We start from the raw sequence: 13495 nt of genomic DNA, 5'->3' as shown, positions 1-13495 counted from the left end.
GGAAATTCGTAGCCTGCTACGAGGTGGGAGTGGAGCCCGCGGAACGACCCGAGGGCTCCACACTCACATGCGCGTAGCGCTCAATCGCTCCCAGTCGGCTTCGGTCTGATCCGCGTACAGCTGCGCGAAGCGGCACAGCGCCACCTCGAGGGCATCGGAATCACCCGCGTATCCCGAGATCATCGACGCGCCGCTGGTGCGTGCGTGACCCTTGGCCAGCAGACGGCCCACCACCCGTGCGTAGTCGACCAGCGCGGGTGCATCGATCGACGACAGGTCGATCGTTCCCTTCATGTTGCGGAACTGCCGTACGTAGTACTGACGTCCGGCGATGGTCGTCCAGCCCAGTAGCGGATCGCTGACGGTCTGCAGATCCTGCTGATACTCGACGACGCGTTGCCCCTGATGGTCGTGCCAGGCCGATTCGCCGTGCACGTACGGCGCAAGCACCGAGCGTCTGGCCTGCTTGAGCTGAAGAAACACCACGTCGTCCTCGCTGGTGCCCTCGAGCAGAGCCACATACGCCCGCAGGCCGACGCTGCCGACGCCCACCACGCGGTGCGCCACGTCGATCAACGTGTACCCACCGAGCACTCGACGCCAGTGCGGGGTCAGGGTGAGCAGATACTCGTCCAGTCCGACGGCGAGAAGTTCCTCGTCCTTCGCCGAGATGCGCGTGGTGATCGGCGGCTCCTCGACGATTCTGCGCTTGCCCTCGTGCTTCTCGGTGAAACGCGGCAGAACGCGGTCACTGGTGCGTCGACGCGCCTTCTTGGTGGCGCGTTTGATCTCCTTGCGCAGCGACCCTTCGGTGGCGTCACGCTGCAGCTTCTCGGCGGTCAGACGCTGGAACGAACGCGACATCAGCGGCTCGTCGGCAAGTCTGGCCACCTCTATGCGGTACGCGGACACACAGGCGGTGACGGCGTCACGGCACTGATCCTCGGTGCGGCCGTTCTGCCGCCCGGCTACCCAGATGCTCGCGGCGAGGCGTCGTAGATCCCACTCCCAGGCTCCCGGGTGGGCCTCGTCGAAGTCGTTGAGGTCGATGACGAGGTCACGTTCCGGTGAGGCGTAGAAACCGAAGTTGCCGAGGTGGGCGTCGCCGCTGATGACCGGGTTGATGCCGGTCGACGGCAGCATCGCCACGTCTCGGGCCATGACGATGGCCGTGCCGCGCAGAAAGCCGTAGGGGGACTCGATCATCCGCTCGAGGCGCGTCGGTATCAGCCACTCGATGCGGCCCTGGTGCGAGTAGTCGATCTGCTTGACCGGGTCGGGTCGATCCGGTGGTGCCGCCCAGTCACCCAGGGAGGCGATCGGAACCTTCTCGCGTAGGCGTCGACCCAGTTCGTAGCGCTCGGCGCGGGGGAGAGGACGGGCTCGCAGCGAGGCGAACGACGCGCCGTCCACCTCGACCGAGTCGGTGACGACCGTGTGACCTTTTCCCAAGCCGGACATGTGAGATGACACTAATCCAGTGCTATCCGGCGGCTTTACCGAACTTCCAGTATCCGGTGAAGCAGATGCTGGATTTCGGTACTGCGCGGTCGTTCACCAGGTATCTGCGCAGGCCCGTCGCCAGGCCCTGCTCACCTGCCACGTAGACGTACGGGGTGCCGCCGGGAAGTTCGGCCTGCTGCACGGCGGTCAGTGCGGCCTCGCCGGGTTTGGCATGCCGGTCGGGTCGGACGATCCAGTTCAGCTCGACGCCCGGCGGCACGTCCTGATGCTGGATGTCTGCCTCGGTGGGGACTTCGACGAACACCACGGCCCGCAGGTCCGCAGGCGAGGATCGCAGTATGCCGAGAATTGCCGGAGCAGCACTTTCGTCGCCGACGAGCAACTGCCACGAGGGTTCGGTGTCCGGGTTGTAGATGCGGCCCTCGTCGAGAATCGCGACGCGGTCTCCGGGTACGGCCTGCGCAGCCCACGACGACGCCGGACCTGCCTCGCCGTGTTCGCCGCCGTGTGCGACGAAGTCGACGTCGAGCTCCGCACCCTCGCTGAATCGGCCCTGGCCTGCGGGCCGGAAGTGGCGGACGGTGTAGTTGCGAACCACCGGTCTGGTGTCCTTGGAGAAGGTCAGATACTGGGCGTACCAGAGTTTGGAGGTCGTGCTGGGTATGCGGGGTTCGCCCTGCCCCGGTTGCGGCAGGAACAGTCGAAACCACTGGTCGTAGCCCATGTACCGGTAGTCCGCGAGCGGCTCGCCCCCGAGGGTGATTCTGACGAAACCGGAACTGATCTTCTCGGCGGCGAGGACGTGCAGACGGTAGAACGCCGGATGATCGGGTTTGACGTACTTGGCCATGCCGGTGAGATTAGTGGACCCTAACTCCGAATGGGGTCGCGTCGATTCACTCGGGTCGATCTCGTCGGTAGTGCTGGACGACCTTTGCTCCCATCGGCACCGCGAACAGCATCATGAACACTCGGATCACCTGCGCTGCCACGACGAACGTGACGTTCGCTCCGGTAGATGCCGCGATCGCCAGTACCGCGTACACCCCACCCGGGGTGGTGGCGAGGTAGCCCTCGTATCCGCTGGTGCCCGTCGACGAGGCCAACCACAGCCCCAGCAACGCGCACCCGACGGTGACGGCGATGATGAGCAGCAACGCGGACGGCAGCACCCGCGAGATGGACTTCAGGCTCGCGACGGTGAATCGCAGACCCGCTTGCCACCCGATCACGATGTACGCCGCCCACAGCAGCAACGTGGGAACCGATGCGTCGAACGAGAACCCGAGGACATCGGCGCACGTGGCGATGATCAGTGGGCCCAGCAATGCCGGGGCAGGAAAGCGCAGCGCACGCGCGAGCAGTACGCCGATCGCGCCGCAGACCAGCACGAAAACCAGGTCCACGTACAGCGGAGCTCCGGAATCGGCGATCGCGGTCGAGTGCCCTGGCTGCGCCCGGAACACCAGCGTCGCCACCAGCGGCAGGGTGGTGGTGACGAGAACGACCCGCAGGTACTGCACCACCGCAACGACGCGTTCGTCGCCGCCGAGTTCCTGGGCGATGGCCACCAGGCCCGACGCGCCGCCCGCGACCAGTGCCAGCGCACCGGTCAGTGAATCGATGTCCTTGCGCAGTCCCAGCAGCGCGCCCGCGGCGATGGACAACAGGAGCGTTCCGACGCATGCCAGCAGCACCGGCAACCACGCATCGCCCAGTGAGCCGAGTGTGTCTCGTTGCACCAGCGTCCCGATCTCGACGCCCAGCACCGCCTGAGCCGCCATGCCGAGCCGTCGCGGCAGCGGAGCGCGCTCGGTGCCCGTGGTCGGTGCCCAACCTGCGAGAGCGAAGACCACCCCCACCAGCAACGCGACGAACAGGGCTGCCGATGGAACCCCGAGGGCGTCCGCACCGACCGTCAGTCCGACGGTGACGAGAACCAGCAGCGACCAGCGAATCAAGAAGGGCGCTCGATTTCGCGAACCTCGGGCGGCAAGCCCCACTCGGTACGGCCGAGGCGGCTCAGCGGGGCGATGGCGTCGAACTCGGGGAGGCCGTCCTCGGCCAGATATTCGGGACGGACCGACAGAGCGACGACGGTGCCCATGACGACGAAGCAGTTACCCACTTCGACGACGCGATGCAGCGTCGCCTCGATGGCGATCGGAGCGGCGGCCACGCGCGGTGGTGTCACGACGGTGCTGGGCTCGCTCTCGATCCCGACGGCTTCGAATTCGCTGACGCCGTGGTCGAAGCTCGCCGAACTGCTGTTGACCTGATCCACCAACGGTGCCGTCGCCAGGTTCACGACGAACTCGCCCGTGGCCTCGATGTTGCGAAGACTGTCCTTGCGGGTCACCGAGGTGAACTGCACGACGGGCGGTACCACCGAGGACACCGTGAAGAAGCTGTAGGGGGCGAGGTTCGCCACACCGTCGGCGGAGACGGTGGAGATCCACGCGATGGGCCTGGGTACCACCGAAGCGGTCAGGAGCTGGTAGAAGCGACCGGGAGCGACCTCGTCGGGCCGAAAGACTGTACGCACACCTCAATACTGTCAAAGCCCGGTTGCGGCGGCTGACCGACGCATCTGACACTCTGGAAACTGTGAATCCGTCCACCGCACAGGCCACCGCAGTCGTCGACGAATTGGCGCGCAGCGGGATCCGAGACGTCGTGCTCTGTCCCGGCTCGCGGAACGCTCCGTTGGCGTTCGCGTTGCAGGAGGCGGACGTCGCCGGTCGTCTGCGGTTGCACATGCGGATCGACGAGCGAACCGCCGGCTTTCTGGCCATCGGGCTGAGCCTGGGCAGCGGTCAGCCCGTCCCTGTGGTGATGACGTCGGGAACCGCGGTCGCCAATCTGGGGCCTGCTGTCCTCGAAGCGAACTACGCGCGCATTCCGCTGATCGTCATCAGCGCCAACCGCCCGTACGAGATGCTCGGGACCGGCGCGAACCAGACCATCGAGCAGCTCGGCCTGTTCGGATCTCAGGTCCGCGCCACGATCAGCCTCGGGCTCGCCGAGGAAGGGCCCAAGCAGAACAGTCAGTGGCGCAGTGCGGTCTCACGGGTCATCGCCGCAGCGCGCGGCGCACGCTCCGGCAACGCGGGCCCGGTGCACTTCGACATCCCGCTGCGTGAGCCGTTGGTGCCTGCGATCGGAGACCCGGGTGCCCGTCCGGAGGGTCGGCCCGACGGAATGCCGTGGACCTCGACCACCCAGGCGACACTGGACGTTCCCGTCGAACTGGATCTGACGATCGACACCGTGGTCGTCTCCGGTCACGGCGGTGCCGTGCGTCCGGAGCTCGCCGGGCTGCCGACCGTCGCCGAGCCGACGGCGCCCCTGCACGGAATCCCGTTGCATCCCTTGGCTCTCGCGCAGTTGAGGCCGCGCCAGGCAGTCATCACCGGGCGGCCTACGCTGCATCGCCAGGTCTCGGCTCTGTTGGCCGACCCTGCGGTCGACGTCATCGCGCTGACCACCGGACCGCGCTGGCCCGACGTCTCCGGCAACGTCCTGGCCACCGGCACTCGCGCAGTCGCCACCGGCGCGCCCGACCCTGCCTGGATCGCGCGCTGCGCCGCTCTGTCCGAGAAGGCCGAACTGGCTGTGCACGAACAACTTCGAGAGCATCCCAAGCCGACTGGGCTGCACGTGGCCGACGTGGTGATGTCCGCGCTGCAGCCCGGAGACCAGCTGGTGCTCGGAGCCTCCAACCCCGTGCGCGACGCGGCCCTGGTGGCGACCCCGACCCCGGACGTGAAGGTTCTCTCCAACCGCGGCGTGGCCGGCATCGACGGCACCGTCTCCACGGCCATCGGTGCCGCGATGGCCGGAAAGCGCCGCACCATAGCGCTTCTCGGCGATCTGACATTTCTGCACGACGCAGCGGGCCTGCTCATCGGCACCGGTGAACCACGTCCCGACGACCTGACGATCGTGGTCGCCAACGACGACGGCGGCGGCATCTTCGAGCTCCTCGAACAGGGCGACCCGCAGTACGCGGGGGTGTTCGAGAGAGTGTTCGGCACACCCCACGGCATGGATCTCGGCGCGCTGTGCGGTGCCTACCGTGTGGAGCATCGACTGGTCGATTTGGCCGATCTGGCAACCGAACTCACCGGCCGTGCCACGGGAATCAGAGTGCTGGAAGTGACCACCGAGCGATCGGGACTGCGGGATCTGCACGCAGCGATCAGGGCGCGGCTGTAAAGGGGATCGAGTCGATGCCCGATCGTATCTTCGAGAATCCTCGATTGACGGCGATCTACGACGTGCTCGAGGGTGATCGCTCCGATCTGGACGTGTACGTGGCGGCAGCCGAGGAATCGAATGCGCGCCGAGTGCTCGACGTCGGCTGCGGGACAGGGACTTTGGCCTTGCGCCTGGCGGCTCGCGGGATCGCGGTCACCGCGCTCGATCCGGCCGCCGGATCATTGGCAGTGGCCCGACGCAAACCCGGTGCCGAGCAGGTCAGGTGGGTTCAGGGGCACTCCGGGGACCTACCGGCACTCCAAGTCGATCTGGTGACGATGACGGGCAATGTCGCGCAGGCCATCGTCGATGACGAGGATTGGTCGCTCACGCTGACACGAATCGGCGATGTACTGCGTCCGGACGGATGTCTGGTGTTCGAGACTCGCATTCCCGCACGCACGGCCTGGACCGAGTGAAACAAGCGAGACTCCTGTGCAGTGCGCGATATTCCGGGGGTGGGCCGGGTGGAAAGTTGGCTGGAGACCACCGAGGTCGATGGGCCCTTGGTCAGCTTTCGGTGGACGTACGTCTTCGCCGGTGACGGTGAGGTTCTGACGTCGGATTCGACGCTCCGGTTCCGCGAGCGTGAGGAGGTGGAAAGTGCCCTCGTCGATCATGGGTTCACAGTCGGCGAGGTGCGCGACGCGCCGGACCGGCCGGGGCGAGAGATGATCTTCTACGCGCACTCTGCAGCGGACCGGTAGCTTCTCGGCCGGGTTTACGATCGCTGCGTGCCCGCATCCGAAACGCGAGCACGTGTCAAGGCCGACAATCGGATCGAGGAGAACCAGTGGCGGGTGCTTTCGAGGTTCTGCTGGACGATGACCGCGCTCAGCTCGAGGCGTTCGTCGAGGAGTACCGGAACGCCCTGGACGCGATAGTCGACGGTCTCACCGAGGAGCAGGCGCGTGAACGGTTGGTCCCATCGGCCACAACGCTTCTCGGACTGCTCAAACATGTGACATGGATGCAACGGGTGTGGTTCGAGGAATGCATCGGGGGTAGGTCCAGGGTTGAGCTCGGCCTGGTTCGCAGTCCTGCGGAGTCCTTCGTTGTCGACGACCACGACACCATCGTCGGTGTCGTCGCGGCGCACAGACAGGCCTGCGCAACTGCTCGAGCGGTGGCAGCCGACGTGCCACTCGATGCCGTCGTAACGGGTCATCGCAGCGGGCCTCGTACGGTGCACTGGGTATATCTCCAGGTGCTGAGAGAATTGGCCCACCACTGCGGCCATGCCGACATCCTTCGTGAACAGATTCTCTCATCCTGAGGCACGAGGGTAGGTCGTCAGCCCTTCTGCGCCGCAACCCATTCGAGGGTTTCGCCGGTTTCCTGATCGATCATGTCCTTGATCATCTTGTTGATCAGGTCCTCGATCTTGCCGCCGACGAGTGGAATCTTCACCGTCGATTCGCCCTTGACGATCAACTTCGCACCGGTTCCGTCGGGTCGAAGGGACAGCGTGCCGTTCACCTTGGCCGGTAGACCGGTGGTGCCGCCGATGAGGGTTCCCTCGGCATGGTCGCCCTCGAGCGGACCCCAGTGATCGGTCCGGGAGACGATCAGCTTGCCTTTGATCACCTTCGTGACGAAGCCGGGGAGTTCGGAGGTGCCGACCTCTTCGGTGATGTCGACCGTCAGACCGCCGTCGTCGTGCTTGGTCATTTCGTACCCGTCCGTCTTCTTCGCCTTGGCGAAACGGGCTGCCCACTGGGCCTCGCTGGTGAGTGCTGCGTGCACGTCGGCGGGGGGATTGGACGATTCGACGGTGAACTCGAAGCTGCGCGACATGAGTGCAGACGCTACCCGAGCGGCGTCGTGTCGGCTGCGAAGTAACCTGATCGCTGTGACCGCTACCGACAGAGCCAGCCGAACGCTGTACCGGACCCGGCTGGTCGTGCTCGTGGTCGCCGGCGCGATTTCGGTCCTCGCCGTGCTTCTGGTGGTCGGAGCCTGGCGCAACGACGTCACCATCGATTCCGACAAGGGCACCGCCACCGCCGAAGTGCTGTCCGCGGGCAAGTTGCGCTCGGCCGTCAGCTTCATCACACCCGACGGCGTGACACACAACCCGGCGCTCGGCGTGCTGTACCCCACCAACCTCATCGCCGGTCAACGCATCGAGGTCGAGTACTACAAGGCAGACCCGGACGTCGAACTGGTGCGCGTCGCCGGCCGCGACGCTACCGTCGCTATCGTTCCGGCCGGGTCGGTCATCGTCGTCACCTGGCTGATCGCCGGGCCGGTGGTGTTCTGGTTACGACGCAAGGAGGCCCGGAATGCGTAATGCCAAGCAGTGGATCATCGCTGCCCTCGCCGCGGTGGCCGGGTTCACGCTGGTGAATTTCGGCAACATCGCGTCCTCGATCGTGGTCTTGGTGCTCGCCGTTGGGTTCGTTCTCGCCCTGACGACGCCGGTGCTGTACCCCCGGTCCCTGTCCGACGACGCCTCGCGCACTCTGGCGACTCGGAATTCGGTGCCGTTGGTCTACTGGCGTCCTGGATGCATCTTCTGCCTGCGGTTGCGGGTAGCGCTGCTGCTGCGCGGAAAGAAAGCCGTGTGGGTGAACATCCGCAAGGATCCGGCAGGAGTGGAGCCTGCGGAACGACCATTCAACGCTGCGGCCGCGCGGGTTCGGTCGGTCAACGACGGCAACGAGACGGTCCCGACCGTGTTCGTGGGCTCCGAACACCGCACCAACCCCGATCCGTCGTGGGTGCTCGCGCAATTCGTGTGACGTTGGCCCACACGTAACGTTGTCCATACCTGGCCGACTGCGGGGCCGCCCACACTGAGGACCGTGCGAGTAGCCATCGTTGCGGAATCGTTCTTGCCCAACATGAACGGCGTCACCCACTCGGTGATCCGTGTCCTCGAACACCTCGACAAGACGGGGCACGACGCCATCGTCATCGCCCCGGACAATCCGTCCGGCCCCAGAGCCGCGACGTGGCACGACGACGTTCCGGTGCACCGGGTGCCGTCGATCATGGTTCCCAAGGTCAGTTCGCTGCCCGTCGGAGTGCCGGGCCGCGGCATGGTCTCGGCGATGCGCGCCTTCGCCCCCGACGTCGTCCATCTCGCGTCACCGTTCCTGCTCGGAGCAGGCGGTCTCGCCGCCGCCAACCGACTGGATGTGCCTGCTGTTGCCGTCTACCAGACCGATGTCGCCGGTTTCGCCGCCAGTTACGGCCTCGGCCTGACGTCCAAGGCCGCGTGGCGCTGGACGAGGAGACTGCACCGCGGCGCCGCCCGCACCCTGGCACCGTCCACCTCCGCCGTCGACGCACTGGAGCTGCACGGAATTCCGCGCGTGCACCGATGGGCCAGGGGAGTGGACGCCGTTCGATTCGCGCCTTCGGCCGCGTCGGCCACCCTTCGCGACCAGTGGGGAGCCGGCGACAAACTGATCGTCGGCTTCGTGGGAAGGCTCGCCCCCGAGAAGCACGTCGATCGCCTCGCCGTGCTGGCCACCGACCCGTCGATCCAGCTGGTGATCGTCGGCGGCGGACCCGACACAGCGGCGTTGCAGACCCTGATGCCCGGCGCGATCTTCACCGGTCAACTCGGCGGCGACGAACTCGCGCGGGCGTACGCCAGCTTCGACATCTTCGTCCACCCCGGCGAACACGAAACCTTCTGCCAAGCAGTGCAAGAGGCCCTCGCCAGTGGCGTCCCCGTCATCGGACCCGACGCCGGGGGCCCGCGCGATCTGGTCTCGCACTGCCGCAACGGATACCTGCTGCCGGTCGACAAGTTCACCGAGCTGCTGCCCAGTGCCGTAGGTGCCCTCGCCGAACCCACCACCCGGGCACGATTCGGCGACGCAGCCCGCAAATCCGTTCTGCACCGAACCTGGCCGGCCATCTGCGACGAACTGATCTCGCACTACTACGACGTGCAAGGCATCACAGCTCCGCAGGTGCAGAAGATTGCGTAGCGTCTTCTGGTCGCTCCGCAGGCTTCGCTCCTGAGTAGTCTGGACTGCGTGGCCCAGACATCACGCGCAACCCTGGCAAAAGAGCCCCACGAGGTGGCGTCGATGTTCGACGGCGTCGCCCGTCGATACGACATCACTAACACCGTTCTCTCGTTCGGGCAGGACCGCAGTTGGCGCAAGCTCACTCGGCGAGCGTTGGATCTGAAACCCGGCGAGCGTGTTCTCGATCTTGCTGCAGGCACCGGTGTCTCCACCGTCGAACTCGGTCGCAGCGGAGCCTGGTGCGTGGCCACCGATTTCTCCAAGGGCATGTTGCAGGCCGGATTGCAGCGAGGTGTTCCGATGGTCGCAGGCGACGCGATGGCACTGCCCTACGCCGACGCCAGCTTCGATGCCGCCACCATCTCGTTCGGCCTCCGCAACGTCTCGGACTTCGATGCCGGACTGCGCGAGATCGCCCGCGTCACCAAGCCCGGCGGCAGGCTCGTCGTCTCGGAATTCTCCACGCCGGTGTTCGGTCCGTTCCGCACCGTGTACATGGAGTACCTGATGAAGGCGTTGCCGAAAGTCGCACGCGCGGTGAGCAGTAACCCCGACGCGTACGTCTACCTCGCCGAGTCCATCCGCGCTTGGCCGACGCAGGAACAGTTGGCGCAGCGCATCGCCGACGCCGGCTGGACCGACGTGCAGTGGCGCAACCTCACCGGCGGAATCGTCGCGCTGCACAAGGCAACTCGACCGTAGCGCGGTTCACGAGAACGGCGGCCGGGAATCCACTTTCAACGATCCGCTTCCCGATGCCCGCCACGTGCGCGCTACGAGGTCGCTGTCGGCCTCGGTGATGAGGTTGCCCATGCAGCGGACGGCAACTTTCATCAGCGCCCGCGAGCGCATGCCCACCGGTCCTGCAGCCGGTAGGAATCTCGGCACGGTCAACAGTCCGGCGAGGCGTCGGGCGATGGAGAAGGCCTGCCCGTAGTGCTCGCGCAGCAGGCTCGGCCACGCGTCGGTGAGGTCGGGGTGATCGAGCAGGTCGACGACCATGCGGCCGCCTTCGAGTCCGTAGTCGATGCCCTCGCCGTTGAGTGGGTTCACGCAGGCTGCGGCGTCACCGATGATGGCCCAGTTGGTGCCTGCGATGCCCGAGACCGCTCCGCCCATCGGCAGCAGCGCCGACGCCACCGAGCGCAGTTCCCCGCCGAGGTCCCATTCGCCGCGACGCTGGTGGGTGTAGAGGTCGAGAAGCGGGCGCAGCGCTCCGGGTGCAGGCCGCTTGGCGGTGGCCAAGGTGCCGACGCCGATGTTGATGGTCCCGTCGTTCAGCGGGAAGACCCAGCCGTAACCGGGCTGCAGAGTGCCTGCGGCGTCACGTAATTCGAGGTGTGAGCTGATCCATTCGTCGTCGCTGCGGCCCGAGTCGATGTAGGCGCGAGCCGCGACGCCGAACGCGGTGTCGCGATGCCACTGTCGCCCGAGTTGCTTGCCCAGAGTGGAACGAACACCGTCGGCGACGATCAGTGTGCGACAGGAGATCTCGTGGGCTCCGGTGGCTGTCTGCAGGGTCACAGAACGGACCGAATTGCCGTCGCGGTTGACGGCGACAGCCTTGGCTCCCTCGGCCATGACGGCCCCGGATTCGACCGCAGCGACGCGAATCCTGTCGTCCAATTCGGTTCTGGGGACGGCACTTCCGATGGTCGGCAGCGATCTGCTCGGCCACTCGAGTTGTAGTTCCTGGCCGAATCCGCTCAGTCGCAGTCCCCGGTTGCGCGCCTTGCCGCGCACCCACTCGCCCAGACCCAACTGATCTAGCTCGGCGACGGCACGTGGCGTCAACCCGTCACCGCACGTCTTGTCGCGGGGAAAGACTGCCGCGTCGGCCAGGACGACGTCGCGGCCGGATCGCGCGGCCCATGCCGCAGCGGACGATCCTGCGGGGCCCGCGCCCACGACCAGAACGTCGGTCGCGGTGGGTGGGACGGGGTGGGGGGTGCTCACGAGTTCCAGTATCCCGACCGGAGCGACTCGGTGCCGTGAAGGGGCTCCGGTTAACGCCGTGTGAACGCTTGTTTCATAGATTCAGAATCTATGGACGGATCGTTCATGGCGGGTCTAGCGTCTCCCACGTGCACCAACCGATCCTCCTCCTCGACTTCGACGGCACCGTCTGCCTCGGTGACGACCCGGTCTGGGCCTACGCCGACGCGGTGGCCGAATCTCTCGACCGCATCTCCGCCGCAACTCTTCGTGCCGGGTTGACGGCTTTCTTGGACCGCGGCGCGGGGGAGTACCTCGACGGCTACTCCGCCGTCCAGCAACTGTCGGTGGGAGTGGACGCTGCCGTTCTCGCCGCCGCCTACGCGCAGTCCCGCGAGCGCCTCGCCGCAGGTGAGCTCGAGGTGTGGGCACCGGCCGGGCTCGCGGATTTCGTCGATCGCGTCGGCGCCGACGTGGTTGTGGCCACCAATGCCCCGCGGCGCGGCGTGATCGAAACCCTCGACCGGCTCGGTCTGACCGCGGCTGTCGATCGTGTCGTCACCGACGCAGGCAAGCCCGAGAAGATGCCCGCGCTGGTGGACTCACTACTGGGCACGCGAGCACCCCATCTGTTGGCCAGTGTCGGCGACATCTGGCGCAACGACCTCGACGCACCGCATCGGCGCGGTGCCGTCACCGCTTACATCGACCGCCACGGTCACCCCCGCCCGGAAGCGACGTTCTCCGCCTCGTCGTTTCCGGCGTTGTACGACGAACTTCTCGAATGGTCGACCGATCCAGCAGCATTCGCACTCACCCACGAAGGACAGTCATGAGAATCCGCACTCCCTTGCTCGCGGTGGTTGCCACCGGACTGCTCACCGCCTCGCTCGCCGGATGCGGAGCCCGCGACGAGTCCACCACCGAATCCTCTGCTGCGTCGCCCTGTACCGGGTCCAGCTCGGCAGATGCAGCCGACCCGTCGGAGCTGACGCTGGCACTCGTCCCCTCGGGCGACGCCAACAAGCTCGTCGAAACCGTCAAGCCGCTGCAGGACGCGCTCACCGAGCGCCTCGGCATCCCGGTCCGAGGCGTCATCACACAGGACTACCAGGCGGCGGTGGAGGCCATCGGTGCCAACCAAGCCCAGATCGGCATGCTGCCGCCGCTGCAGATGGTGCAGGCCTGCAACAAGTACGGGGCCGAGCCGGCTCTGCAGACCGTGCGCAAGGGCAAGACCACCTACGCCGCGCAGTTCTACACCAATAACCCCGACAAGTACTGCGACGACGCTCCCGTCACCGGAGCCAACGGCCTGCTGTACTGCAACGGAACCGAAAGCGGCACGGGTCCGGCCGGACTGGACTCGCTGAGCAAGATGAACGGTGCCAAGACCGTCATGCTGCAGTCCGCATCATCGGCCGGATTCGTGTTCCCCTCCGCCGCATTGAAAGAGGCCGGCATCGACTCCACCACCGATCTGGACCTGACCCAGGTCACCTCGCACCCGGCCGCAGTGCTGTCGGTGAACAACGGCGACGACGAAGTGGGCGTGTCGTTCTGGGACGCCCGCGAGACCGTCGTCGCCGACACCCCCGATGTGGCGAAGAACCTGGTGGTGTTCGCACTGACCAACGAGATCCCCAACGACGGCGTCTCGATCAGCAGTTCGCTGAGCCCTGATCTGCAGCAGCGCATCTCGGACGCGATGGAGGACTACGCGTCCACCCCCGAGGGCGTCGAGGCCCTGACGGCGATCTACCAGATCACCGGTCTCGACAAGGCGGACCCCGCAGCGCTGCAGCAGGCGCAGACCGAGGCGGACTCCATCGGCCTGGGGAACTGAT

16 protein-coding genes are annotated in these 13495 nt (G+C 66.4%); 10 read left to right on the top strand and 6 right to left on the bottom strand.

Features of this window, described 5'->3' with window-relative positions; genetic code table 11:
• Positions 1 to 63 precede the first annotated feature (63 nt).
• The 4 genes from CH274_RS26775 to CH274_RS26760 are packed head-to-tail and all read right to left on the bottom strand — an operon-like array spanning position 64 to position 4009.
• Positions 64 to 1461 carry a DUF2252 domain-containing protein gene (locus CH274_RS26775; RefSeq protein WP_094659405.1) on the bottom strand — a complete coding sequence of 466 codons (1398 nt, stop codon included), beginning with the start codon at positions 1459 to 1461 and terminating at the stop codon, positions 64 to 66.
• Between the two features lie 22 nt (positions 1462 to 1483).
• Positions 1484 to 2314: a siderophore-interacting protein gene (locus tag CH274_RS26770; protein ID WP_094659404.1), complete on the bottom strand. Its 831-nt coding sequence runs from the start codon at positions 2312 to 2314 to the stop codon at positions 1484 to 1486.
• Between the two features lie 46 nt (positions 2315 to 2360).
• A complete protein-coding gene (locus tag CH274_RS26765) occupies positions 2361 to 3425 on the bottom strand; it encodes an AbrB family transcriptional regulator (RefSeq protein WP_094646909.1) in 1065 nt (354 codons plus the stop codon).
• Positions 3422 to 4009, bottom strand: a complete 588-nt coding sequence (locus CH274_RS26760; RefSeq protein ID WP_032393928.1) for a flavin reductase family protein — start codon at positions 4007 to 4009, stop codon at positions 3422 to 3424. The genes CH274_RS26765 and CH274_RS26760 overlap by 4 nt, the downstream gene beginning before the upstream one ends.
• A 62-nt stretch (positions 4010 to 4071) precedes the next feature.
• Between CH274_RS26760 and menD the strand changes: the two genes are divergently transcribed.
• From menD to CH274_RS26745, 4 genes are all read left to right on the top strand, one after another.
• Positions 4072 to 5682, top strand: coding sequence for a 2-succinyl-5-enolpyruvyl-6-hydroxy-3-cyclohexene-1-carboxylic-acid synthase (menD, locus tag CH274_RS26755; protein WP_094659403.1), 1611 nt, complete (start codon positions 4072 to 4074; stop codon positions 5680 to 5682).
• A gap of 14 nt (positions 5683 to 5696) precedes the next feature.
• Positions 5697 to 6143, top strand: coding sequence for a class I SAM-dependent methyltransferase (locus tag CH274_RS29540; protein WP_218829244.1), 447 nt, complete (start codon positions 5697 to 5699; stop codon positions 6141 to 6143).
• A 21-nt stretch (positions 6144 to 6164) separates the two neighbouring features.
• Positions 6165 to 6431 (top strand): hypothetical protein, encoded by a 267-nt coding sequence (locus CH274_RS29535; RefSeq protein WP_218829243.1) that lies wholly within the window; start codon positions 6165 to 6167, stop codon positions 6429 to 6431.
• Between the two features lie 86 nt (positions 6432 to 6517).
• Positions 6518 to 7000 (top strand): DinB family protein, encoded by a 483-nt coding sequence (locus CH274_RS26745; protein ID WP_082322361.1) that lies wholly within the window; start codon positions 6518 to 6520, stop codon positions 6998 to 7000.
• Positions 7001 to 7017: 17 nt separating this feature from the next.
• Here CH274_RS26745 and CH274_RS26740 read toward each other — a convergent pair whose 3' ends face one another.
• Complete coding sequence (locus CH274_RS26740) at positions 7018 to 7521, bottom strand: DUF2505 domain-containing protein (protein ID WP_094659402.1); 504 nt, start codon at positions 7519 to 7521, stop codon at positions 7018 to 7020.
• A 55-nt stretch (positions 7522 to 7576) separates the two neighbouring features.
• Between CH274_RS26740 and CH274_RS26735 the strand changes: the two genes are divergently transcribed.
• The 4 genes from CH274_RS26735 to CH274_RS26720 all read left to right on the top strand — a co-directional run bounded on the left by CH274_RS26735 (position 7577) and on the right by CH274_RS26720 (position 10415).
• Positions 7577 to 8017, top strand: a complete 441-nt coding sequence (locus tag CH274_RS26735; protein WP_179275874.1) for a DUF3592 domain-containing protein — start codon at positions 7577 to 7579, stop codon at positions 8015 to 8017.
• Positions 8010 to 8468, top strand: coding sequence for a glutaredoxin domain-containing protein (locus CH274_RS26730; protein WP_094659401.1), 459 nt, complete (start codon positions 8010 to 8012; stop codon positions 8466 to 8468). The genes CH274_RS26735 and CH274_RS26730 overlap by 8 nt, the downstream gene beginning before the upstream one ends.
• Positions 8469 to 8531: 63 nt before the next feature.
• Positions 8532 to 9671 carry a glycosyltransferase family 4 protein gene (locus CH274_RS26725; RefSeq protein WP_179275873.1) on the top strand — a complete coding sequence of 380 codons (1140 nt, stop codon included), beginning with the start codon at positions 8532 to 8534 and terminating at the stop codon, positions 9669 to 9671.
• A 48-nt stretch (positions 9672 to 9719) separates the two neighbouring features.
• The gene (locus CH274_RS26720; protein ID WP_082073920.1) at positions 9720 to 10415 is read left to right on the top strand and encodes a demethylmenaquinone methyltransferase; all 696 of its coding nucleotides are present in this window, start codon (positions 9720 to 9722) and stop codon (positions 10413 to 10415) included.
• 6 nt (positions 10416 to 10421) lie between these two features.
• Here CH274_RS26720 and CH274_RS26715 read toward each other — a convergent pair whose 3' ends face one another.
• Positions 10422 to 11669: a geranylgeranyl reductase family protein gene (locus CH274_RS26715; protein WP_094659400.1), complete on the bottom strand. Its 1248-nt coding sequence runs from the start codon at positions 11667 to 11669 to the stop codon at positions 10422 to 10424.
• A gap of 128 nt (positions 11670 to 11797) precedes the next feature.
• Between CH274_RS26715 and CH274_RS26710 the strand changes: the two genes are divergently transcribed.
• Both CH274_RS26710 and phnD read left to right on the top strand, forming a co-directional pair.
• Entirely contained in the window at positions 11798 to 12484 is a 687-nt protein-coding gene (locus CH274_RS26710; protein WP_094659399.1) for an HAD family hydrolase, read from the top strand.
• Positions 12481 to 13494, top strand: a complete 1014-nt coding sequence (phnD, locus tag CH274_RS26705) for a phosphate/phosphite/phosphonate ABC transporter substrate-binding protein (RefSeq protein ID WP_032393936.1) — start codon at positions 12481 to 12483, stop codon at positions 13492 to 13494. Before CH274_RS26710 ends, phnD begins: the two co-directional genes overlap by 4 nt.
• Position 13495: the final 1 nt, after the last annotated feature.

Source organism: Rhodococcus sp. 06-418-5 (genome assembly GCF_002258285.1).
Lineage (GTDB): Bacteria > Actinomycetota > Actinomycetes > Mycobacteriales > Mycobacteriaceae > Rhodococcoides.
This window is presented reverse-complemented; position numbering and strand designations above follow the sequence as displayed.